Genomic DNA, 21,859 nt, shown 5'->3' on the forward strand with positions numbered 1-21,859 from the left:
GGGCAGTCCATTGATTCGGGCCGTCAGCATAGCGAACGGGTCGATTCTTTCAATATGGGATAATCCGCGCAGAGTCGGCGACGACGCCCGTTCCCGTTAGCGGCCGACACTCGCATTCCCAGAGCTTCCCTCGCATGAATCCTAACCAGGCCGAGCGTTTCGCCGGCATCGAACGTCTGTACGGTACGGGTACCCTCGACCGCCTTGCCCAGGCTCACGTGTGCGTTATCGGCGTGGGTGGCGTGGGGTCCTGGGCCGCCGAGGCCCTGGCACGCAGCGGGGTCGGGCGGCTGACCCTGATCGATGGCGACGATGTCTGTCTGTCGAACACCAACCGCCAGATGCATGCCCTCGAGGGCCAGTACGGCAAGCCCAAGGTCGGGGTCGTCGCCGAGCGCGCCCACGCCATCAATCCGGCCATCCGCCTGGAGGCCATGGAGCGTTTCCTTACCTCGTCGTCCCTCGACGAACTGCTGGACCGGAAGTACGACGTCGTCCTCGACGCGTGCGACGCGCTGAAGGTCAAGCTGGAAACCATCGTCTGGTGTCGCCGGCGGAAGCTGCCGCTGGTGACGGTCGGGGCGGCTGGCGGACGTACCGACCCGACCCTGGTCCGGGTGCGCGATCTTTCGCGTACCGAGCACGACGCGATGCTCAGCATGATCCGCAAGAAGCTCCGTCAGGAGCACGGCTTTCCGCGCAATCCCGATCGCTTCTTCGGCGTATCGGCGGTGTACTCGCTGGAGAATGTCCGCTACCCGCAGCCGGATGGCTCGGTGTGCGGCGTGCGCCCACCGGGTGGGGACGCGCTGAAACTGGACTGCGGCGGCGGTCTGGGTGCCGCCGCCCACGTCACCGGTGCGTTCGCGTTCGCGGCGGTGGGCAAGGTGATGAGCCTTCTGACGAAGGCCTGAAGCAACCGCCGGTCGCGATTACCAACCCATGTAATGCCCGCCGTTGATCGCCAGGTTCGACCCGGTGATCCAGCTCGATTCTTCCGCGGTAAGGAAGGCCACCGCGTGCGCGATTTCCTCGGGACGGCCAAGGCGGCCGACCGGGATCTGGGCGATGATTTTCTCGCGGATATCGTCGGGTACGGCCATGACCAGGTCCGTACCCACGTAGCCCGGGGACACCGTATTGACGGTAATGCCGAAGCGGGCGTTTTCCTGGGCCAGCGAGATCGTGAATCCGTGCACGCCGGCCTTGGCGGCGGCGTAGTTCGCCTGACCGTACTGACCCTTCTGGCCGTTGATCGAACTGATCTGCACGATGCGGCCCCAGCGCCGGGCGCGCATGCCCTCGATGACGGGGCGGGTCACGTTGAAGCAGGCGTTGAGGTTGGTGTTCACCACCTCGGTCCACTGCTGGTAGTCCATCTTGTGGAAGGTGGTATCGCGAGTGATGCCCGCATTGTTTATCAGGACTTCGACCGGGCCGGCCAGATCCTCGACTCCGCGGATCATGGCCTCGGCCGAGACCGGATCGGAGACGTCGCCCGCCACCATCACGACCTCGATGCCGTCACGGATCATGTCCTCGCGCCAGGCGGCGGCGCGGGCCTCGTCGCGATAGTTGGTGGCGACGCGATGACCCTGTCGCGCCAGATAGCGCACGATCGCGGTACCGATTCCTCCGGTGCCACCCGTGACCAATGCCGTGCGCTGCGTCATGCCTACCTCGTCGGGAAAGAAGATGTCCGGGCGGCGGGACGTGCCGGGGACAAGCGAGTCTTATAGCGTCTCAGCCGTATGGATGGCTACTGCGACGTAGCGTCGCAGGGTCGAAATCCCGCAATGCGTGACGCAGGAGGTCTTCCGGCGAGCCGGCCATGCCGGAAACGGGCATGCCCAGCTGTGCGATGGCGAGACGAAGGGCGGGAAGGGGATCCCGCGCGTCGACCGGCAGATCGGCCGCGGATTTGGACAGCTTTCTGCCTTGCGCATCCGTCACCAGCGGCAAATGCATATAGCGCGGCGTGGCGACGCCCAGCAGGGTCTGGAGCCATATCTGCCGGGGAGTGGAGTCGAGCAGGTCGGCACCTCGTACGACTTCGGTGATGCCCTGCGCGGCATCGTCCACGACGCAGGCCAACTGGTAGGCCCAATAGCCTTCGACACGCCGGAGGACAAAATCGCCGACGTCGTCGCGAAGGCTCTGCGACTGTCGACCCTGCAATGCATCGTCGAAGGTCACCACGGTATCGGGCACCCGAATGCGCCACGCGGGTGGGCGGGCCGGATCGGGCGCGGCTACGCAGTGGCCGTCCCGGTGCAGTCCGCCGGCAGGCACGAGGTCCATCCGGCTGCACCAGCAGGGAAAGACATGGTCTTGCGCCCGGAGCCGGTCGAGGGTTTCTTCGTAAGCGGCATGCCGCGTCGACTGGAAGACGGGCGGGGCGTCCGGATGCAGGCCGAAGGCCGTTAGCGTGCGCAGTATCGTGCGGGCGGACCCGGGCACCTCCCGGGGAGGATCGACGTCCTCGACCCGAACCAGCCACTCGCCTCCCGCATGCCGGGCGCAAAGCCAGCTGCCGACGGCAGCGACGAGCGAGCCGAAATGCAGCGAACCGGTGGGCGAGGGGGCGAATCGACCGCGATATGTCATGGAAGAGGGAAATGGGTGGAACGACCGGATATGAGAAACTTCTCATGCAGGGTCGGGGAGGTCGGGTTTGAGTGTAGGCGATGCGGATGGCGCAAGTGCGCGTCGCGCCTCGGGTTAGCTGTCGTGGCCCTTGAATCGTTCAGGTCGGACCCCGAAAACTACGTGACAGGGCAGCGCGCGGTCCCCTTCATGACTGCCCCCAAGAGACAGCCATGCTACGAATTCTGCTTTTCCTCGGTACCAATATCGCCGTCCTCATCCTGCTCAGCATCGTCTGCCGGCTTTTCGGCATCGACGCATGGGCCGCCCAGCGTGGCGTAGGGATGGGCGGATTGCTGGTGTACGCCGCCGTCTTCGGCATGGGCGGCGCCTTTATTTCGCTGGCCATCTCCAAGTGGATGGCAAAAATGTCGACGGGCGCGAAGGTCATTAAGGAGCCCGCCAACGAGAACGAGCGCTGGCTGCTCGACACGGTTCGCCGTCACGCCGAGAAGGCGGGTATCGGCATGCCCGAGGTCGCGATCTACGACGGCCCGGAAATGAACGCCTTCGCCACGGGCATGAGCAGGAACAATGCGCTCGTTGCCGTCAGCTCCGGTCTGCTCCAGCAAATGGATCGCGAGCAGGTGTCGGCCGTACTCGGCCACGAAATCGGCCACGTCGCCAACGGCGACATGGTGACGCTGACGCTGATCCAGGGCGTACTCAATACCCTGGTGATCGTGGCGGCGCGTATCGTGGGCCGACTCGTCGACAGCTGGTTGAACGGCGGTCGCGAACGCGATGGCGGCGGCATGGGCTACTTCGTGGTCGTGCTGGTATTGCAGATCGTGTTCGGCCTGTTCGCTTCGATGATCGCGATGGCGTTCTCGCGCTGGCGCGAATTCCGGGCGGATGCCGCGGGTGCGAATCTGGCCGGTCGCGGCGCGATGATTTCGGCCCTGCAACGCCTGTCGGCCAATCACGGCGAAAGCACGCTGCCGCAGACGATTCAGGCTTTCGGCATTTCGGGTCATCTGGCCACGGGCCTCAAGCGCCTGTTCATGAGCCATCCGCCGCTGGAAGAGCGCATTGCCGCCCTGCAGTCGGCCCGTTAAGTACGACACTTACGTCGAACGGCCGGTGCTCGTGGGCACCGGCCGTTTTCTTGTGCAGGGCCGGTCGGTCCATCGCATAATTGCTCCTATGTTCCACTATCCGGCGAACCATCCGTGACCCAGGAAACCCGCAAGTTCGAAGCCGAAGTCTCCCAGGTACTGCACCTGGTGACCCATTCGCTGTACTCGCACAAGGAAATCTTCCTTCGCGAGCTTATTTCCAACGCCTCCGACGCCTGCGACAAGCTGCGTTTCGAATCGCAATCCCATCCCGAACTGCTGGACGGCGATGCCGAGCTGCGCATCCAGGTCAGCTGGGATCCGGAGGCCCGCACCATCAGCGTCCGCGACAACGGCGTCGGCATGAGCCGCGACGAAGTCGTGGCGAACATCGGCACGGTTGCCAGTTCGGGCACGCGCCGCTACCTCGAGGCGCTGTCGGGCGAGCAGAAGGCCGATGCGCGACTTATCGGTCAGTTCGGCGTGGGCTTCTATTCCGCGTTCGTCGTGGCCGACCGCGTGACGGTGCTGACGCGGCGCGCCGGTAGCGCGGCCAGCGAAGGCGTGCGCTGGGAAAGCGACGGCAAGGGCGAATACAGCCTCGACGACGTCGAATTGCCCGCTCGCGGCACGACGGTCATCCTGCACCTGAAGGCGGACGAGGACGAGTTCCTGCAGCCGTGGACGTTACGCTCGACGATTGCGAAATATTCCGACCACGTTGCCTTTCCCATCCGCATGCCGAAGGATAGCGACGGCAAGCCGGATACGGACGAGTGGGAAACGATCAACTCCGCTTCGGCGTTGTGGGCGCGTCCCAAGTCGGATATTTCCGACGAGGACTACCAGAGCTTCTACAAGGCACTGGGTCACGACTTCAACGACGCGCTGGCGTGGACGCATAACCGCGTCGAAGGCAGCCAGAGCTTCACGACGCTGCTCTATATTCCGTCGCAACCGCCGTTCGATCTGATGATGGGCGGCAGCGACGAGCGCAAGGGTCTGAAGCTGTATATCAAGCGCGTCTTCATCATGGATGCCGCCGAAGAACTGCTGCCGAAATATCTGCGATTCGTCCGTGGCGTGGTCGATGCAGACGATCTGCCGCTGAACGTCAGTCGCGAAATTCTGCAGAAGAACCGCCAGCTCGATCGCATTCGCGGCGCCTGCGTAAAGCGCGTACTGGATCTTCTCGAAAAACTGTCGCGCGACGAACCGGCGAAGTTCACGACCTTCCTGGATGCCTTCGGCAACACGCTCAAGGAAGGTATCGTCGAAGATGCCGGCAATCGCGAACGCATCGCGAAGCTGCTGCGCTTTGCATCCACGAAGGGCGAGGGCGCCGGCAAGACGGTGTCGCTCGACGATTACATCGGGCGCATGCAGATTGGCCAGGACATCATCTGGTACGTCACGGCCGATAGCTACGCCGCGGCCGCAGGCAGCCCGCAACTGGAAGCCCTGAAGGCCAAGGGCGTCGAAGTGCTGCTGATGTTCGATCGCATCGACGAATGGATGCTCGGTTATCTGAACGAGTACGAGGGCAAGCGCCTGCAGAACGTGGCAAAGGGCGAGTTGCCGCTGGACGAAGCCGACAAGCGGAAGCAGGAAGCCGCCACGCAGGCTGCCGAGCCGCTGCTGGCACGCATCAAGACGTTGCTTAGCGATCGTGTGAGCGACGTCCGCGTATCGGCTCGCCTGACCGATTCGCCGTCTTGCCTTGCACTGGCTGATTACGACATGGCGCCGCATCTCGCCCGTCTTCTTCGCGAGGCCGGTCAGGACGTGCCCGATGCGAAACCCGCGCTGGAAGTGAATCCGGAACATCAACTGCTGAAGCGCCTGGCCACCGAAACCGACGACGCGAAGGCCGCCGATCTGGCGGGTCTTCTGCTGGAGCAGGCGGAGATCACGGCCGGCGCGCAGCTGGCCGATCCGGCGGCGTTCGTGCAGCGGATGAATCGGGTGTTGCTGGGGTAAAGCCCTCGAAAGCGAAAGGGATGGCGCTTGCCATCCCTTTCGCGGGTGAGCTCCCATCGTCTCTCAGGCGCACGCCCCCAGATGTCCCGAACAATCGAACACGCAGGTCGGAAGTAAGAACGTGAGGTTCGGTGCCCTCATCGTCGTTCCGGCGCACGCCGGAACCCGCAGCGAGACGATGAGTTGTCGCGGTCGCCTTCAGGCCGGATCGTCGGCGTTGGGGCTCGCCCCACGTGGTCGCTGCGGACCCCGGCGTACGCCGGGGTGACGGTGAGGGAACACCGTGAGGCGAAGGTTCGCGTGTTGCTTACAATGGCCCCATGTCCGCACTCCTCATCCTCTTCGTCTGCCTGGCCCTCGGCATCCTCTGTCGCCGCTACGCGAAGCTTCCCGACGGCATCGTCCCCGGTATCAACTGGTTCGTACTCAACATCGCGCTACCCGCGCTGGTGCTGGCGCTGGTGCCGCGGGTCCGCATCGACGCGCACCTGTGGTTTCCGGTGTTCGCGATGTTCCTTACGTTCTTCGGTGCCTGGGCATTGTTCACGACGCTCGGGCGGACCCTCGGCTGGTCGCGGGCGCGCATCGGCTGCCTGACCCTGGTCTGCGGTCTCGGCAATACCTCGTTCATGGGCTATCCGATGATGGAAGCCCTGCACGGAAAGGAAGGACTCGCGATTGCCGTCATCGCCGACCAGCTCGGCTGTTTTCCGTTGCTGGCGGCTGGCGGCATTGTCGTGGCGTCGTTGTACTCGGGGCGTTCCGCCAGCCCGGCGCTCGTGGCGCGCAGGCTACTGACCTTTCCCGCCTTCCTTTCCCTGATCGCGGGTGTCGTTGTCGGGGCAGCGGGTGGCTGGCCGGAATCCGTCGATCGCGTTCTGATGCAACTGGGCTCGACACTGACGCCGCTGGCGCTGTTTTCCGTGGGCCTGCAGTTCAAGTTACATCTGCATCGCGATCAGCTCGGCGCGCTGGTCGCCGGTCTTGGGTGGAAATTGCTGCTCGCGCCGGTCATTGGCCTCGCCGTCGGTATGGCGGCGGGCGTCACGGGTCTCACGTTGATCGTCGGCGTGCTGCAAGCAGCCATGGCGCCGATGATCTCGGCGGCGATTCTGGCCGACCAGTACGATCTGGAACCCCGGCTCGCCAACACCGTGCTCGGTGCGGGGATATTGCTGTCGCTGGCGACCATTCCCCTTGGGAATCTGCTGTTGACCCACATCCTCTGATTCGTGATGACCGATCCGTCGAAAACTTCCGAAGTACGCGCCGATGTGTGGCTATGGGCCGCCCGTTTCTTCAAGACGCGCAGTCTGGCCAAACAGGCAATCGACGGTGGGAAGGTCGAACTAAATGGCGCGGCCTGCAAACCCGCCAGACCGATAACCGTCGGCGACCGGCTGCGTGTATCGCGCGGCGAGGAAAAGCTGGAATGCGAGGTGATCGCGCTATCGGTAAAACGTGGTCCGGCATCCGAGGCGCAGAAGCTCTATAGCGAAACGGAAGAGAGCGCGGCCGGGCGCGAACGCCAGCGCGAAGATCGACGGATGACCGGCGGGGCGCTGCTGCGTCCTGCCTCGCGTCCGGACAAAAAAGCGCGACGCCTGATCCAGGCCGTCAAGGATTCGCTGTAGACACCCGCTAGCCCCGACTTAGCCCTCCCTTCGACATCTGCTCCGGAGTGAATCGTGGCAAGCTCGCCACACCATGGACGCAAGGGGCGGGACGATGGCGAGCAGTGGGCAGGATCTGGAACTATTCGTACGGGATGCGCTGATCGGTGGACACTCCCGTAGCGAGATCGACAAGGCATTGACGGATGCCGGCTGGGCGCCGGAGCAGGCACACGCCGCATTGGCGGCTTACGCCGATACGACGTTCGCTGTTCCGGTGCCGCGACCCCGTCCCTACCTTTCCGCACGCGAGGCGTTTCTCTACCTCGTTCTGTTCACCACGCTCTATATCAGTGCATACCATCTCGGCGCACTGTGCTTCGAACTGATCGATCGAGCATTCCCTGACCCGGTAACGAATTACTTCACGCTTTTCGGCAATCGCATCCGCTGGTCGGCTGCGTCGATCATCATCGCTTTTCCGGTGTACCTCTTTCTTTCGCGGAAAATCGGGCGCGAACTTGCGGAGCAACCGGTGAAGCGGCAATCGTCGGTGCGTCGATGGCTGACTTACCTGACGCTTTTCGTGGCGGCGGTCATTCTGATCTGCGATCTGATCACGCTGGTGGATAACGTGCTTGGCGGTGAGCTGACGCTTCGCTTCATTCTCAAGGTCGTTGTCGCGGCCGCGATCGCGACGACGGTATTCGCCTATTACCTGTGGGATCTTCGACGCGACGAGCACATGCCATGATGCGCGGCAATGGCGTTCGCCTTTTGGCCGTCGTGGTATCGATCGTGATGGTTGTCGCCGTTGTTGCCGCGATCTGTGTCGAAGGAACCCCGCAGCATCAGCGAGAGCTTCGTACGGACAAAATTCGCATCGCAGATCTGGATCGTCTGTCCGTCGCCATCCGGGCTTACGAAGGAACGAAGGGAGTGCTACCCGAAACGCTTGCCGCCTCGGGTGCTGTCATGGCGATAGTCGACCCCGTGACGGGGGCACCCTACGAATACGGGATCACCGGCAAGAGCACCTGGCGACTGTGCGCGACATTCGCCGAGCCATCGGAACCGGAGGCGCGCGATACATTCGTCGTCGAGGGGGCGTTTCACTTGCCGAGGCAACACGTCGCGGGAAGGCAATGTTTCGATCAGAAGATCGGTGTGCGCCGCTGAGCGATGGGTATCTTGCGAAAAAGCGCCCCACACGTGCCACAAAGCTGCTGGCGTCGTGACACGTGTGGGCAACGCCCACGGGAGTTTCGAGGAGAGTCGGTCGTCCCGTGAAACTTGCCGGGATGGCCATGGCGGCCATCCCGGGAATCAATCAGACCACTTCGATCAAACTACTTCCTCGACCGTACGGCCTTCCGGTGCCGATGGGGGTGTCGAGGCAAGGGCCTTGCGCACGCCTTCGGCGTAGGCGGGATCGGCCTTGGTGAAGTGACCCATCTGACGTTCGACGATGGCGGCCGGCACGCCCTGCATCGCGGCGGCGATGTTGTTGAACAGCGCCTGCTTCTGCGAGGCATTCATCAGGCGGAAGAGGTTACCGGCCTGCGTGTAGTCGTCGTTGCCCGCGCGGTGATCGTAACGATCGGCGTCGCCGGAAATCTTCAGCGGCGGCTCCTTCACCGAAGGCTTCTCGACCGGACCACCGAATGAATTCGGCTCGTAGTTCACGCTACCGCCGCCGTTCGTGTCGAAGCGCATCTGGCCATCGCGATAATAGTTGTGCACCGGGCACTTCGGCGCGTTGACCGGCAGCGACTCGTGATTCACGCCCAGGCGATAGCGCGCGGCGTCGGCGTAAGAGAACAGCCGGAACTGCAGCATCTTGTCCGGGCTGTAGCCGATACCGGGCACCACATTGGCCGGCGAGAAACTCGATTGCTCGACCTGCGCGTGATAGTTGTCCGGATTGCGGTTCAGTTCGAATTCGCCGACTTCGATCAGCGGATAGTCGGCATGCGGCCAGATCTTCGTCAGGTCGAACGGGTTGTACGACGTGGTTTCGGCTTCGGCCTCCGGCATGATCTGCACGAACATCTTCCAGCGCGGGAACTCGCCACGCTCGATAGCTTCGAACAGGTCGCGCTGATGCGATTCGCGGTCGTTGCCGACCAGCGCCGCAGCGTCGGCGTTCGTGATGTTGGCAATGCCCTGCTGGGTCTTGAAGTGGAACTTCACCCAGAAGCGTTCGTTGGCGGCGTTGATGAAGCTATAGGTGTGGCTGCCGAATCCGTCGACGTGACGGTAAGACTTCGGCAGGCCGCGATCGCTCATCAGGATCGTTACCTGATGCAGCGATTCGGGCGACAACGACCAGAAATCCCACGCGGCGGTGTTGCTGCGCATGTTCGTGCGCGGATCGCGCTTCTGCGTGTGGATGAAATCGGGGAATTTGTAGGGATCGCGCACGAAGAAGACCGGGGTGTTGTTACCCACCAGGTCCCAGTTGCCTTCGCCCGTGTAGAACTTCAGCGCGAAGCCGCGCACATCGCGTTCGGCATCCGCCGCGCCGCGCTCGCCGGCCACGGTGGAGAAGCGCAGCAGCATGTCGGTCTTCTTGCCGACCGCCGAGAACACATCGGCCTTGCTGTATGCCGTGATGTCCTTCGTGATCGTCAGCGTGCCGAAGGCGGCCGAACCCTTGGCGTGGACGACACGCTCAGGAATGCGTTCGCGGTTGAAGTGTGCATGCTTTTCGAACAGCTCCCGATCCTGGATCAGGACCGGACCGCGCGGGCCGGCGGTCAGGCTGTTCTGGTTGTCGGCTACGGGCGAACCACCGGCTGTCGTGAGCGTTTTGCGGTCGGTCGTCATGGCTGTATTTCTCCTGCTCGGGTCGTTGATGCCCGAGTATCCCCCGAGCCGTATGACCGACTATAGGCAGATTCAGCCATTATAAGAATTCGATTGTTCTCATCGATCCGATAGGCAGGATCAATCGTCGCTCAGAGCATGCGGCGAAGGCGATAGAGCGCATCCAGCGCGTCGCGGGGGCTCAGCGCATCGGGGTCCAGGGCACGCACTGCTTCTTCCACGGGCGAGGGAAGCGGTGGAGCGAACAGGCCCATCTGCGGAGTGGCGGAGGACATGGGGGCCGCTACAGCCGCCGTGACCTCGTGCCCCTGTTCCAGCGCCGACAGATAACGCCGGGCGTCGGCGATCACCGCCTTGGGCAGACCCGCCAGCGCGGCCACCTGCAGGCCGAAGCTGCGATTGGCCGGACCTTCCTTCACGGTATGCATGAAGACCAGTTGCTCGCCGTATTCCACGGCATCCAGATGTACGTTGGCGATGGCCGGAAACTCGCCCGCCAGTTCGGTCAGCTCGAAGTAGTGCGTCGCGAACAGCGTGAACGCGCGGCTGGTCGCCGCCAGATGAACCGCGGCGGCCCTGGCCAGCGAAAGGCCGTCGTACGTGCTGGTACCGCGCCCCACCTCGTCCATCAGCACGAGGCTGCATTCGGTGGCGTTGTGGAGGATGTTCGCCGTCTCGCTCATTTCCACCATGAAGGTGGACTGGCCTCGCGACAGGTCGTCGCCCGCTCCGATGCGGGTGAATATCCGGTCGATCGGTCCGATCGTCGCGGCAGCGGCCGGTACATAGCTGCCCACGTGCGCCAGCAGGACGATCAGTGCGTTCTGCCGCATGTAAGTCGACTTACCGCCCATGTTCGGGCCGGTGATGACCAGCATGCGCCGCGCGTCGTCCAGGTTCAGGTCGTTCGGTTCGAACGGCTCGTCGCGGACTTTTTCGACGACCGGATGACGACCGCGCGAAATGTGGATGCCCGCTTCGTCGGTGAGCGAAGGCGCGGCCCAGTCGAGCGCTTCGGCGCGTTCGGCCAGATTGGCCAGTACGTCCAGCTCCGCCATGGCCGCCGCCGCGATCTTGAGTTCGGGCAGGTGCTCCGTGAGCTTGTCCAGCAACAGTTCGTACAGTGCGCGTTCGCGCATCAGCGAACGTTCCTTGGCGGACAGCACCTTGTCCTCGAAGATTTTCAGTTCTTCGGTGATGTAGCGCTCGGCGTTCTTGGTCGTCTGCCGGCGCGTGTAGTGCGTCGGAGCCTTTTCGGCGTTGGCCTTGGTGATTTCGATGTAATAACCGTGGACGCGGTTGTAACCGACCTTCAGCGTGGAGATGCCGCTGGCGGCTTTTTCGCGTTCTTCCATGTCGACCAGGAACTGATCGGCGTTGGTGGACAGCTGGCGCAGTTCGTCCAGTTCCTCGTCATAGCCCTCGGCCAGCACGCCGCCGTCGCGAAGCAGTACGGGCGGTTGCTCGATGACGGCGCGCGCCAGAAGCTCGGCGGTGTCGCGGTGATCGCCGATGCGTTCGACAAGGCTGTGCAGCAACGGGCTGTCCAGTCCCTCGATGTCCTCGCGCAGGCGCGGCGCCGCGGCGAGGCCATCGCGCAGCGTCGACAGGTCGCGCGGGCGGGCGGAACGGAGCGCCACGCGCGCGAGAATGCGCTCCAGGTCGCCGATGCCGCGTAGACGTTCGCGCAGGGCTTGCTGGCGGCGTGAGTCGAGCAGGCTGCCGATGGCCTGATGGCGCTGACGCAGCACGTCGCGACTGCGCAACGGGCGGTTCAGCCAGCGGCGCAGCAGACGCGCGCCCATTGGGGTGACCGTCTCGTCCAGTACACCGAGCAGCGTGTTCTCGACACGGCCGCTCTGGTGCGTGTCGATTTCGAGATTGCGTCGCGTGGCGGCATCCATCGCGATCGTTTCGCGCGCGCTTTCCACGGCCATGCCGGTCAGATGGGGCAGGGCGCTCTTCTGGGTTTCTTCCACGTAACCGAGCAGGCAACCGGCCGCGGCCACGCCGAGCGGCATGCCGTCCACGCCAAAGCCCAGCAGGTCGCGCGTGCGGAAGAAGCGACACAGCTCGCGCCGCGCGCTGTCGAATTCGAAATGCCACGGCTGACGTTTGCGCAGACCCGGCAGGGCCGATACCAGCTTGGGCCACGCGACGTCGTCGCTGACCAGCGTCTCGGCCGGCTGAAGCCGTGCGAGCTCGGCGGCGAGCCCCTCGGCGTTGGGTACTTCGTTGACGAGGAAACGGCCGGTGGACAGGTCGACCCAGGCCAGGCCATAGCCGCTCGGGCCGGCCGCGATCGACAACAGCAGGTTGTCGCGCCGCTCTTCCATCAACGCGGCATCGGTCACCGTGCCCGGCGTAACGATACGCACGACTTCGCGCTTGACCGGCCCCTTCGACGTGGCCGGATCGCCGATCTGCTCGCATAGCGCGACGGATTCGCCGAGCCTGACCAGACGCGCGAGGTAATTCTCTACCGCGTGATACGGCACGCCCGCCATCGGAATGGGCGCGCCCGCCGACTGGCCGCGCTGCGTGAGGGTGATATCGAGCAGTCGCGCCGCCTTGCGGGCGTCGTCGTAGAACAGCTCGTAGAAATCGCCCATGCGGAAGAACAGGAGGATGTCCGGGTATTCCGCTTTCGTGCCCAGGTACTGGCGCATGAAGGGCGTGTGTCCGCCGGTCGAACGATCTTCTTCTGTGGTTGCCATGATTCCACTGCATGCGATGGTGATGGCGCAGCACCCATTGCCGGCCAGCCCTACATGATAAGCGACGGGGGACGCCGGAACGCGGTCTGACGCAATCCCCGACCATGCTCACGTTTTCCTTGGAAGTCCCGATGATATGCTCCACGCACGGGGGTTCCAGGATATTGGTTTCCAAGGAGTTGTCATGTTCGACATTCGAAGTCGTACGCGGCTGCGTCTGCCTCGGGGAGTTTTCGTCCTCGGCGTTCTGGCGACAGCACAGGTTTTTTGTATCGCAAGCGCAACCGATGCCGGCGCCACGAAGCCATTCGGCGGCAACTGGGGCTATAAGCAGACCTGCGGGCAGGGCCATTCGGCTACCGTAACGCTGACCCAGACCGGCAATGACGTGGCCGGAGACTGGACCGACGGCACCCGCGTCAGCGGGACGGACGGTTCCCTCAAGGGCAGTATCCGCGACGGCAAGCTCTTCGTGCGCTATTGCGGCGGGGACGAGCAGGCCGGCTACGCGGTATGCCCCAAATACGAGGCTAACGAGAGCGATTACTTCGTCCGCCAGGGTTCCGATCTGGTCTGGTATCAGATGATCGGCAAGAAGGGCGAAAACGCGTTCCGCAAGTACGTCGTGATGCATCCCGTCGTGAAGGGCAAGCCTCTTCCTGTCGACACGCACTGCGCCGCGGATGCGAACTGACCACCGACCCCTGAGTACGAAGGAAGAATCCCATGCCAGGTTTAACGGATAACGAAGCAAAGGCCGTCGCGTATTTCGCCATCGGCGTGAGTTCCGAAGGTGCGGATCAGGCGTATCGCCTGAGCTTCGCCGGAAACACGACGCGCGACGCGCACGGAAATGTCCAGCTTCACCCGGTCGCCGCCAGCGGCTATTCGATCGGCACATTGCAGAGCGATCTCGGCCAGAGCGGCGGTGCGGTCGCCACCCAGCTCGTCGACTCGTACCAGACCTGGGCGCATACCGCGCATCCGGACTGGGCGCTGAGCGCCGCGCAGCGGACGCAGACCATCGCCGACTTCAGCCGCAACGGTCATCAGATCAATGCCGATCACGGCCGCGACATCGACCCGTCGGTCAAGTCGCATATGAACGAATTCCTCGCCAGCAACGACGGTGTGACGTTCGTGCATAACCGCGACGTCCAGCAGGTGGACAAGCTGATGACCGATGTCGTCACGCCCTTGCGTGGCAGCCAGCTCTATCAGAACGCTTCCGCGGACGACCAGGCGCGTCTGATCGCCATCAGCGCGAAGGCATACAACCAGAGCGAGCGCTGGGGACAGCGGATCGTCAATAACGTCGGTAACGGGACTTACCACAGTGTCGCCGACGTGAGCGGCGCCATCGACCAGTTCCCGGGCTATATGCAGAGCGGCCGCGATGCCGCGCTGCGTGGTGCCGACCTGTTCAACACGATGCAGCACTCCACCGCGAACAGCTCGATGCACGCACCGTGGCAGAACGTGGTGGCCAACCCGCTGGTCAACCCGACCCAGTTGAGTGCCGATACCGCGCATCCGCATCTGGGGCAGGAATATCACGTGGTGAAAGATGCCTTCGTCGATCCGGCACATGGCAAGCAGATGGTGAACGCTCTCGAAGCCGGCGGTTCCTATGCGAAGACGGCCAACGGGCGAGGCTTCTATGCCGAAGGCCGCGATTTCGTCGAGTGGGACAAGGCCGGGCACGGCCGCGCCTTCGTCGGCGGACAGTGGAGCGACGTTTCCCGCAGCGATATTTCGACCGTCGCCAATCGCGACCATACGCTCGACCTGAACATCCGGCGCAACGGTGCCGATGAGCGTTTGCTGCATGTCACTCATCCGGGTGCGGTCACGCGTAACCCTCCTGCCGCGGCGAGTCATAGTCATGCCTCGACGGATCACGTGCAGCGTCCGGGTTCCCTGCGCGAACACGATCACGGGCCCGAGGTACACGCTTTGCAGACTCAAATGGCTCAGCTCGGCTTACAGGGTGCCAATGGTCGCCCCATTACGCCGGACAGCGATTTCGGCGGGAATACGAAGTCGGCGGTGGAAGCATTCCAGCGCAGCCAGAATCTGCACGTCGACGGTATTGCCGGAGCGCAGACGCTCGAAGCCCTGAATCGCGCCACGCAACAGCAGGCCGCCGCGCAAACGCCGGCTACCCTCACCGATGCGGCGCATCCCGGCAACGCGATGTATCAACAGGCGCTGGGCGCAGTGCATCGCGTGGACGCGGAGCAGGGGCGTACGCCGGATCAGCGCAGCCATAACCTCGCCGCGGCGTTGGCTGTCGCCGGTCACGGTCAGGGTCTGAACCGGATCGATCATGTCGTGCTCAGCGACGATGCGACCCGCGCATTCGCCGTGCAGGGCGATATGAACTCGCCGTTCAAGCGATACACAGAGGTCAACGTGGGACAGGCTGTGGGCACGCCCATCGCGCAAAGCAGTGCCGAATGGCAACGCAATCCGCAGCAGCCGCAACCGGTCCAGACCGTGCAGCAACCGCAACAAGCCCCGCAGGCCGATCAGCCCTCGATGCACCGCTGACGCGGCAGCCGGACCTTCGGACAATCGTCCGAAGGTCCGGCCCGTTCCCTCAAACGGCCAAACGCGGAATATCCACCTTAGGCATAAGACGCGAAGTGAAATACCGATCCTGGTAATAACGAATCTTGTCGCACTTCACCGGGTGCGGAATACCTTCGTACAGGAACACTTCCTTGTCGGTCCCCATGGCCTTCAGCTCCTGCGGCAACATCAGGGCGCGTTTCTCTTCCGATTCACTACGGGAAACATCGCCACGGTTGCGTCCGCGCGTGACGTTTTCCTTGCGCACGGTGGTGTAGCCGAGCATGTCCGAATAATCGTTCGCATCCTGCTGCTCGCGCGGCGCGAAGACAATCTGCAAAGCATGGTTGGTAATCACCGTGCGCGAGACATCCTTGCCATAGGTCGCATCGAGCTGGGCCATGCTCTGGATGATCGGCAGCAGACGGATGTTGTAGCCGGCCATGTACGACACCGCGGAAGCGATGATCTCCACCTTGCCGATCGACGTGAACTCGTCCATCAGCAGCAGGCATTGATGCTTAAGCGCCGGGTTGTTCTGCGGCAGCTCCTTGGTATTCAGATTGATCAGCTGACTGAAGAACAGATTGACGATCAGGCGGCTCTCGGCCAGCTTGTTTGGCTGGATACCGATATAGATGGTCATCCGCTTGCGCCGCACGTCGGTGAGCAGGAAGTCGTCGTCGCTGGTCGCCGCATCCAGCACCGGATTGATCCACGCGTTCAGCGGTTCCTTGAACGTGCCGAGAATCGACGCGAAGGTTTCGTTCGCCTGCGACAGCAGGTTGGCGAAAGCCGATTGCGCGTTGCTGCTGAGGAAGGTCTGCTGGGCTAGCCACTGATAAAGCTGACGAAGGTCGGTACCGTCGCCGGAGGACAGGCGATAGATCGTGCCGAGCGTCGGTTTGTTCCGAAGCTGCAGCGGCACGCCGCGTTTCTCGTCGTCGTCCCACTTTTCGAACAGATACAGCGCAAACGCCATGAATGCATTACGTGCCTGGCTGACCCAGAATTTCTGGTCGTCGGCGCCATCCGGATAAAGCATCGACGCGATGCTCATCAGATCCGATACGCGGAAAGCGGGATCGCTGGACACGTAGCTCAACGGATTCCAGCGATGACTGCGGCGATCCTCGGCGAACGGGTTGAACAGGTAAATCTCCTGTCCCTGACTGGCTCGCCAGCCGCTGGTCAGCTCGAAGTTCTCCTGCTTGATATCCAGCACCACGATCGATTCCTGGTAATCGAGAAGGTTCGGAATCACCACGCCAACACCCTTGCCCGAGCGAGTCGGCGCGGCAAGGATCACGAACTGCTGCCCACTCAGCCGCACCAGGTCGCCTTTGAACTTGCCGACCAGAATGCCGTTCTTCGACGACTTGAGCATGCCTAGCTTTCTCAGGTCGCCCGCCCGCGCGAAGCGGGCATCGCCATGCATGGACTGTTTCTTCGTCCGGTACATGAAGTACAGCACGACTACCCATGCCAGCAGCGGCACGGTAAAGCCGACGATACCGGCAACGTGAATGCGCATCGCATACCGCTGCACCTGCGGCAGGTCCAGCGAGCGCACGTACTGCCAGTAGGTTTCCCACGTCAGCGGCACGTTGCTGAGTTTGAGGAACAGCTGTATCAGATAGCCGGACAGGTACTCGCCCGCTACCAGGGCGACCAACGCGAGTCCGGCCGCCCAATATCCCCTGGTCTTGCTCATGCAATCTATCCTGGTACTTGTGTTGTTACAGGGCCTGCACCCTGAGTGGCTCTGGAGGTCATATAAGCAACGTTATCGCGCCGGGCGCGGCAACGTGATTCCATTGGTGCTGCTCAGTGTTCGTGCGGAGATGCTTCCGGGCGTCCACCGCCCTTCCAGCCGCCGCTGGTTATGGCCTGGGGACAAATCGATACATATTCTCTGAGCGCCTTTCTGTCGTCGCCCGTCCAAGGTCTTCCATATTTATTAGGCTCGTTACATGCCCCTGTATACATCCACTGTCCTGTGTGGGGAGGAATAGGTATCCAGCACGGAGCGAATATCTTCTGACCTTTCGTGCAGAACAAAAAAGGATCGTCATCGCGAAAGCTAAAGTGTTGTTGGGCGCTGACCGCTCCGGTAACGAACAAGGCAGCCAATATGATCCAGCCTTTCATATGAATTCCTTCGCATTTCAGTCAAAGGGGAAACGGTTGTCTGGAAGCAGGATGTCGGCCATAACCACCTGCCAGATTTTCGGGCTACATCCCGGGAGATGGACCTGCTTTCTGCACTGACTGTTGTTGCAATTCTTGCTGCTGCGCCTGGGCTAGTTGTTTCTGCGCCGCAAGTTGCTCCCAGTTAACACTGCTGCGTTCGATCGATGTCGCCATCGCCTCTTGCGTCGGCACATCCACGATGCGCTTCAGCGGCGAGTTCAGTTCGCCCTGCACGGCATAGGTACGAGCGGCATCGTCGCTAAGCTCGGCATGGTCGATCCGGGTCAGGCCGTCGCGTCGCGCGGCAACCGTTAGCGAAGCAGCCAGATTGTCGCTGCGCTGATCGGGAGTGCGTTGGTGCGCCGCGTCCAGTTCATGCACTGCCCCGCGAGCCTGCTGGTAAAGCGGGTGATCGGGGTGTCCGGTCTGATCCAGACGAACGGGAGCTGGCGTGGCAGGCTTGTCGTCGAACCACGAGCCCGGATGACTCAGCGTATCCCACGCTTGCGAGGCTTTCTCGCTGATCGCGTGCCCGGCGGAATGAAGACCCTCCGAGATATCCTTGCCCACGTGGCTGATGGTGTCTCCGATCTCATGAGCAACATGCAGCGCCGCATTTCCGACGGCTTGCGCGTCCTCGACGACTTCCTTGCGAACGTGATCGATCGTCTGTCCGACCTCCTGGGCGACATGTTGGGCTGCGTGGCCCACGGCATGAACGCCTTCTTCCAGCTTTTCGACCGCGGCATGACCCACGCCATAAGCGGTCTCGCCGATAGCCTTCGGTATTTCCCAGCCTGCGGAAAGACCCTTGCGGATGTCCTGCACGTCGTTCCGGTAACGGTCGACCATACCTTCATGTGCGAGGTATCGAGCCTGACTTTCCGGATTGATGATGCTTTGACCGAGCAATTTGCTCTCGGGCACGAAGTTGTCGATGGCATGCGCGCCGAAGTCGATCGCCTTGACCGGGTTACGCAGGCTCAGCACGCCGCTGTCGTCGCGATAGCCGGCCTTGGATAAGGTGTCGATATCCTGCTGCGCCGCGTAGATGCGTACTTCGCCGAAATGCGGGCTGGCCGCGCTGACTACGTCGCCCGCACGAACATGATCGATCACCTGATGACCACCCTCCGGTACGCCGTGCAGCAAACCTGCCGCGCCGTAGGCGTTGAAGGTCTCGCCCTTCAGTCCGAATTTGGCGGCGCTGATTTCGGCCAGCGTGCCGCCGAGAGAATGGCCGGTGACGGTGATATTCGGCGAACGATCGTTGAGCTCGGCTTCCTGCTTTGCCTTGTCGATCACGCGCTGTGTGAAGGCGACGGCATCAGGCGCCTGGGCATTTATTCCAGTGAGTACCATGCCTGCGTCGACGCCACCGTCGTGCACCGGTTCGCGGTCGAACTCCGTGCCGCGATAGGCAATGATTACTTCATTGGTGTCGAGCCGGAGATAGGCGGTGGCCTGAAATCCCGTGTGCGGATTGTTCGCGTTGTCTATGGCTTTATAGGCCACGCCACCAAGCTCGATGCGCTTGTCGAGCACCGGGTCGTGGTACGAGTCCTGTGCAAGCAACGCGTAGTCAGTTGAGCTGAGAGTCATTTAAGTTTCTCCTCAGCCTTCATCGAGATCGAAAACGTATCGTCCGGATTCTTGAAGTCGGTGCGTTTCGCGTTCCCGGAATTGATCAGGTCCATATCGGTGGCGAAATAGGAACGCTTCGAGAAGTAGCGGGTATCTGTCTTCCCGGCCAACAGGTTGTCATGGAACAGAGAGCCGCTGAAACCCATCTTCTGGACGTAGACATCCACGCCGGCGGCTACGACGGACCAATGGCATACGCCCATGCCGAAATAGTCCTCGTCCTGCAGCAGGTCCACAAAGACGGTGCCTTTGTAGACATGGTCGCTCGTGCGGGTCAGTTCGAGGGGGACGCGTTTTTCCGGCGCGACGGTAGCACCGGTGATCGGTGTCAGCGGTACGCAGCGATCGTTGCTCACCTTGTAGTCGACGGATCCTTCGATGCGGTCGAATGGACCCGGTGCGTCATCGATCGTCACAGTGATCTCGTAACGCATCTTCGGGTTCGGGTTCTGCTTGATGTCGGGCTTTTTCATGGTTGCGCCATATGCGGAAGGGGTCAGGGCCAAAAGCACGGCCAGCAAGGACGTCAAGCGTCGGGGCGTGACGGCTGGCCCCGTGCTGACTTCTCGTGCGCGCACTGAATAGTGATTGGTCATTGCTTCTCCTACATGCCCGGCGTGGGAGTGGCGGGCCGTTGGAGCGGCGGCTGCAATTCCTGACCTTGCGCGGCCTGGCCTTGCTTGGACATCATCTGTTGCCAGGCTTCGCTGCTCTTTTCGATAGGGGTGGCGACCGCTTGCTGGGTTTCGACTTCGGCAACCCGCTTGAGCGGGGAGTTGAAGTCGCCCTGCACGGCGAACGTCCGGCTGGCGTCCGGATTGAGCACGGCGTGGTCGACCCGGTTCATGCCTTCGCGGCGAGCCGCTACAGTAAGTGCCGCAGCGAGATTGTCGCTGTGTTGATCCGGGGCGCGCTGGTGTTCCGAATCCAGCCGATGCACGGCATGGCGGGCTTGCTGATATAGCGCGTGATCGGGATGGGTATCGGTGTCCAGGCGAGGGGGCGCGGCCGTCTGGCGATGCATCGCTTCCAGCGTTTTCGGGCCGGCGATGCCGTCTACTGGCAGCCCGCGATCGTGCTGGAACTTTTCCACCGCCGCCATGGTGTGTTGGCCATAGCTGCCATCGGTCTTCAGCGCGTGGCCTTTTTCATCGCCATAGCCGAGCCGATTGAGCGAATGCTGCAGATCGCTGACATCCCGTCCATGTGCGCCCTTGCGGAGCGTGCCATCGGTGTGAGCAGAGGGCGCTGTTTCCGGGTGGGCATGCGCTGCGGGCGCTGGCTTCGGCTGCCGATGCTCGGGTTTGACGATGACCGGCTGCTCGGCGACCTTCGTGCTGTCCTGTCCATGCACGGGCGCGTTGACGCGAAACTCGGGCTTCGCGCGCAAGGCACCGACAATTTCGAAGCGCTTACCGTCCCAGTAGCCGTCGGGAGAAACAGTTACCTCGGCAGGGCCGGTGCTGACCTGCGAACCGATGAACTGGAGGTGGCCGTCTTTGTCATAGCCTTTGACGATGCCGACGTGCTGGCCTGAGCCATGCTTGTCCCGGAATAGCAGTACATCCCCGGGCTGCAGGGAGCCGTGTTGCTTATGCGCCTCGGCGGCTGGCACCACGTCGAAATGTTGCTTCGCGTACGGTTTGACGGTGCTGCCTTCGAAGAGGTCGTGCGTTCCGAAGGGCGCGTTGCCGACGTTGTAGCCGGCGTTCTTCAGGCCGCGCCAGACGAACGACGAGCAATCCACGCCATAGCGTCCGTCGTGGTCGTTGTCCTGCTCGGTCCGGCTGCTGTCCGTGTGTAGATTTCCGCCCTTGTTGCTGAGCGTCATGTCGGGGCGACCGTATTCATACTTACGGTTGCTGTTGAGGAAGTGTTCGTAAGCTTCGGTGTAGATATCGCGACTCATCAATTAGTCCTCCGATCCGGCCAGACCCATCGAAAATTCTTCGAGCGTGTCCTTGTCGACCCAGCCGGCCGCGCAGTCGCCGGTATAGGCGACTGCGTTGCCATTGCGTCGGCACGCGGAGCCCGTGGCGGGACGTATCCATTGCACCGGCTGGTTGCCCTGCGTGCACAGGTCATTGCCCTTGCAACGGGCAACGCTTTCGACAGGGACCGCTTTGACGAAGTAACGCTCCTGCTTATCTTTGGTAGCGGTCGCTTCGATGCAGACGAACTGTTTGTTGGCGAGCCGGGCGACCGGATGGCCGCTGTTGACCGCGTCGGTAAGTGTCACGCCGTTCTTGGCGACTACGGCGCCATAGAGCATGTCGTCGCCGCACTCGCTGAGGTCGACCTGGTAGCCATCGACCGTACAGGCCGGATTGCCATAGGCATCCTGCTTGCACTGGACCGGTACTCCCGGAGCCATGGCGGACAATCGGGCACGCTGTGCGTCGACGACGGCGTCTTTGTTGTGAGGCGCCTGTGCTGCTGCACTGTGGTCAAGACCCACGGCGTGACCTGACGAGGCCAACGAACACAGCACGAGCAGGCAAGCAATCTGAACACTTTTCATGTGAACTCCCATCGCGGCGCTGACTGGAGCGAACCGCGTTTCATGCGATACATGGATTTCTCCATGGCTTGATCGACCAGAAGT

General features: G+C 62.5%; 18 protein-coding genes. 9 read left to right on the forward strand and 9 right to left on the reverse strand.

Annotated features, from left to right (window positions below):
• Positions 1 to 134: 134 nt before the first annotated feature.
• Positions 135 to 914, forward strand: a complete 780-nt coding sequence (locus EC912_RS00975; RefSeq protein WP_132141282.1) for a tRNA threonylcarbamoyladenosine dehydratase — start codon at positions 135 to 137, stop codon at positions 912 to 914.
• An 18-nt stretch (positions 915 to 932) separates the two neighbouring features.
• On the opposite strand, the gene phbB is transcribed toward EC912_RS00975, so the two are convergent.
• Positions 933 to 1,673 carry an acetoacetyl-CoA reductase gene (gene phbB, locus EC912_RS00980; RefSeq protein ID WP_132141283.1) on the reverse strand — a complete coding sequence of 247 codons (741 nt, stop codon included), beginning with the start codon at positions 1,671 to 1,673 and terminating at the stop codon, positions 933 to 935.
• Positions 1,674 to 1,743: 70 nt separating this feature from the next.
• A complete protein-coding gene (gene gluQRS / locus EC912_RS00985) occupies positions 1,744 to 2,607 on the reverse strand; it encodes a tRNA glutamyl-Q(34) synthetase GluQRS (protein ID WP_132141284.1) in 864 nt (287 codons plus the stop codon).
• A gap of 212 nt (positions 2,608 to 2,819) precedes the next feature.
• Between gluQRS and htpX the strand changes: the two genes are divergently transcribed.
• The 6 genes from htpX (at position 2,820) to EC912_RS01015 (ending at position 8,476) form a co-directional block, all read left to right on the forward strand.
• Positions 2,820 to 3,704, forward strand: a complete 885-nt coding sequence (gene htpX, locus EC912_RS00990) for a protease HtpX (RefSeq protein WP_132141285.1) — start codon at positions 2,820 to 2,822, stop codon at positions 3,702 to 3,704.
• A gap of 114 nt (positions 3,705 to 3,818) precedes the next feature.
• Positions 3,819 to 5,684 (forward strand): molecular chaperone HtpG, encoded by a 1,866-nt coding sequence (gene htpG, locus EC912_RS00995; RefSeq protein WP_132141286.1) that lies wholly within the window; start codon positions 3,819 to 3,821, stop codon positions 5,682 to 5,684.
• A gap of 320 nt (positions 5,685 to 6,004) precedes the next feature.
• Positions 6,005 to 6,913: an AEC family transporter gene (locus EC912_RS01000; protein ID WP_132141287.1), complete on the forward strand. Its 909-nt coding sequence runs from the start codon at positions 6,005 to 6,007 to the stop codon at positions 6,911 to 6,913.
• A gap of 6 nt (positions 6,914 to 6,919) precedes the next feature.
• Positions 6,920 to 7,318: an RNA-binding S4 domain-containing protein gene (locus tag EC912_RS01005; RefSeq protein ID WP_132141288.1), complete on the forward strand. Its 399-nt coding sequence runs from the start codon at positions 6,920 to 6,922 to the stop codon at positions 7,316 to 7,318.
• Between the two features lie 94 nt (positions 7,319 to 7,412).
• Positions 7,413 to 8,051 (forward strand): DUF5671 domain-containing protein, encoded by a 639-nt coding sequence (locus EC912_RS01010; RefSeq protein WP_132141289.1) that lies wholly within the window; start codon positions 7,413 to 7,415, stop codon positions 8,049 to 8,051.
• The gene (locus EC912_RS01015; RefSeq protein ID WP_132141290.1) at positions 8,048 to 8,476 is read left to right on the forward strand and encodes a hypothetical protein; all 429 of its coding nucleotides are present in this window, start codon (positions 8,048 to 8,050) and stop codon (positions 8,474 to 8,476) included. Before EC912_RS01010 ends, EC912_RS01015 begins: the two co-directional genes overlap by 4 nt.
• Positions 8,477 to 8,641: 165 nt before the next feature.
• Here EC912_RS01015 and EC912_RS01020 read toward each other — a convergent pair whose 3' ends face one another.
• Both EC912_RS01020 and mutS read right to left on the reverse strand, forming a co-directional pair.
• A complete protein-coding gene (locus tag EC912_RS01020; RefSeq protein WP_132141291.1) occupies positions 8,642 to 10,126 on the reverse strand; it encodes a catalase in 1,485 nt (494 codons plus the stop codon).
• Between the two features lie 131 nt (positions 10,127 to 10,257).
• The gene (mutS, locus tag EC912_RS01025; RefSeq protein ID WP_243649096.1) at positions 10,258 to 12,843 is read right to left on the reverse strand and encodes a DNA mismatch repair protein MutS; all 2,586 of its coding nucleotides are present in this window, start codon (positions 12,841 to 12,843) and stop codon (positions 10,258 to 10,260) included.
• A gap of 184 nt (positions 12,844 to 13,027) precedes the next feature.
• Between mutS and EC912_RS01030 the strand changes: the two genes are divergently transcribed.
• Together EC912_RS01030 and EC912_RS01035 are read left to right on the forward strand one after the other, a co-directional pair.
• Positions 13,028 to 13,537: a hypothetical protein gene (locus tag EC912_RS01030; RefSeq protein WP_132141292.1), complete on the forward strand. Its 510-nt coding sequence runs from the start codon at positions 13,028 to 13,030 to the stop codon at positions 13,535 to 13,537.
• 32 nt (positions 13,538 to 13,569) lie between these two features.
• Positions 13,570 to 15,396, forward strand: coding sequence for a peptidoglycan-binding domain-containing protein (locus tag EC912_RS01035; RefSeq protein ID WP_132141293.1), 1,827 nt, complete (start codon positions 13,570 to 13,572; stop codon positions 15,394 to 15,396).
• A gap of 49 nt (positions 15,397 to 15,445) precedes the next feature.
• Here EC912_RS01035 and EC912_RS01040 read toward each other — a convergent pair whose 3' ends face one another.
• The 5 genes from EC912_RS01040 to EC912_RS01065 form a co-directional block, all read right to left on the reverse strand.
• On the reverse strand, positions 15,446 to 17,131 hold the full coding sequence (locus EC912_RS01040; RefSeq protein ID WP_132141294.1) for a type IV secretory system conjugative DNA transfer family protein: 1,686 nt from the start codon (positions 17,129 to 17,131) through the stop codon (positions 15,446 to 15,448).
• Positions 17,132 to 17,652: 521 nt separating this feature from the next.
• Positions 17,653 to 19,212: an XVIPCD domain-containing protein gene (locus EC912_RS01050; RefSeq protein ID WP_132141296.1), complete on the reverse strand. Its 1,560-nt coding sequence runs from the start codon at positions 19,210 to 19,212 to the stop codon at positions 17,653 to 17,655.
• Entirely contained in the window at positions 19,209 to 19,727 is a 519-nt protein-coding gene (locus EC912_RS01055) for a hypothetical protein (protein ID WP_165973457.1), read from the reverse strand. The genes EC912_RS01050 and EC912_RS01055 overlap by 4 nt, the downstream gene beginning before the upstream one ends.
• Positions 19,728 to 19,858: 131 nt before the next feature.
• The gene (locus EC912_RS01060) at positions 19,859 to 21,163 is read right to left on the reverse strand and encodes an XVIPCD domain-containing protein (protein WP_132141298.1); all 1,305 of its coding nucleotides are present in this window, start codon (positions 21,161 to 21,163) and stop codon (positions 19,859 to 19,861) included.
• 3 nt (positions 21,164 to 21,166) lie between these two features.
• Positions 21,167 to 21,775 carry a hypothetical protein gene (locus EC912_RS01065; protein WP_132141299.1) on the reverse strand — a complete coding sequence of 203 codons (609 nt, stop codon included), beginning with the start codon at positions 21,773 to 21,775 and terminating at the stop codon, positions 21,167 to 21,169.
• Positions 21,776 to 21,859: the final 84 nt, after the last annotated feature.

Origin of the sequence: Luteibacter rhizovicinus (assembly GCF_004342265.1) — a bacterium.
GTDB classification, from domain to species: Bacteria; Pseudomonadota; Gammaproteobacteria; order Xanthomonadales; family Rhodanobacteraceae; genus Luteibacter; species Luteibacter rhizovicinus_B.

Excerpts from the sequence above, each read along its gene's own strand:
- EC912_RS00975 (WP_132141282.1), top strand. The coding sequence starts at position 135 with ATGAATCCTAACCAGGCCGAGCGTTTCGCCGGCATCGAACGTCTGTAC.
- phbB (WP_132141283.1), bottom strand. The coding sequence starts at position 1,673 with ATGACGCAGCGCACGGCATTGGTCACGGGTGGCACCGGAGGAATCGGT.
- gluQRS (WP_132141284.1), bottom strand. The coding sequence starts at position 2,607 with ATGACATATCGCGGTCGATTCGCCCCCTCGCCCACCGGTTCGCTGCAT.
- htpX (WP_132141285.1), top strand. The coding sequence starts at position 2,820 with ATGCTACGAATTCTGCTTTTCCTCGGTACCAATATCGCCGTCCTCATC.
- EC912_RS01000 (WP_132141287.1), top strand. The coding sequence starts at position 6,005 with ATGTCCGCACTCCTCATCCTCTTCGTCTGCCTGGCCCTCGGCATCCTC.
- EC912_RS01005 (WP_132141288.1), top strand. The coding sequence starts at position 6,920 with ATGACCGATCCGTCGAAAACTTCCGAAGTACGCGCCGATGTGTGGCTA.
- EC912_RS01010 (WP_132141289.1), top strand. The coding sequence starts at position 7,413 with ATGGCGAGCAGTGGGCAGGATCTGGAACTATTCGTACGGGATGCGCTG.
- EC912_RS01015 (WP_132141290.1), top strand. The coding sequence starts at position 8,048 with ATGATGCGCGGCAATGGCGTTCGCCTTTTGGCCGTCGTGGTATCGATC.
- EC912_RS01020 (WP_132141291.1), bottom strand. The coding sequence starts at position 10,126 with ATGACGACCGACCGCAAAACGCTCACGACAGCCGGTGGTTCGCCCGTA.
- mutS (WP_243649096.1), bottom strand. The coding sequence starts at position 12,843 with ATGGCAACCACAGAAGAAGATCGTTCGACCGGCGGACACACGCCCTTC.
- EC912_RS01030 (WP_132141292.1), top strand. The coding sequence starts at position 13,028 with ATGTTCGACATTCGAAGTCGTACGCGGCTGCGTCTGCCTCGGGGAGTT.
- EC912_RS01035 (WP_132141293.1), top strand. The coding sequence starts at position 13,570 with ATGCCAGGTTTAACGGATAACGAAGCAAAGGCCGTCGCGTATTTCGCC.
- EC912_RS01040 (WP_132141294.1), bottom strand. The coding sequence starts at position 17,131 with ATGAGCAAGACCAGGGGATATTGGGCGGCCGGACTCGCGTTGGTCGCC.
- EC912_RS01050 (WP_132141296.1), bottom strand. The coding sequence starts at position 19,212 with ATGACTCTCAGCTCAACTGACTACGCGTTGCTTGCACAGGACTCGTAC.
- EC912_RS01055 (WP_165973457.1), bottom strand. The coding sequence starts at position 19,727 with ATGAAAAAGCCCGACATCAAGCAGAACCCGAACCCGAAGATGCGTTAC.
- EC912_RS01060 (WP_132141298.1), bottom strand. The coding sequence starts at position 21,163 with ATGAGTCGCGATATCTACACCGAAGCTTACGAACACTTCCTCAACAGC.
- EC912_RS01065 (WP_132141299.1), bottom strand. The coding sequence starts at position 21,775 with ATGAAAAGTGTTCAGATTGCTTGCCTGCTCGTGCTGTGTTCGTTGGCC.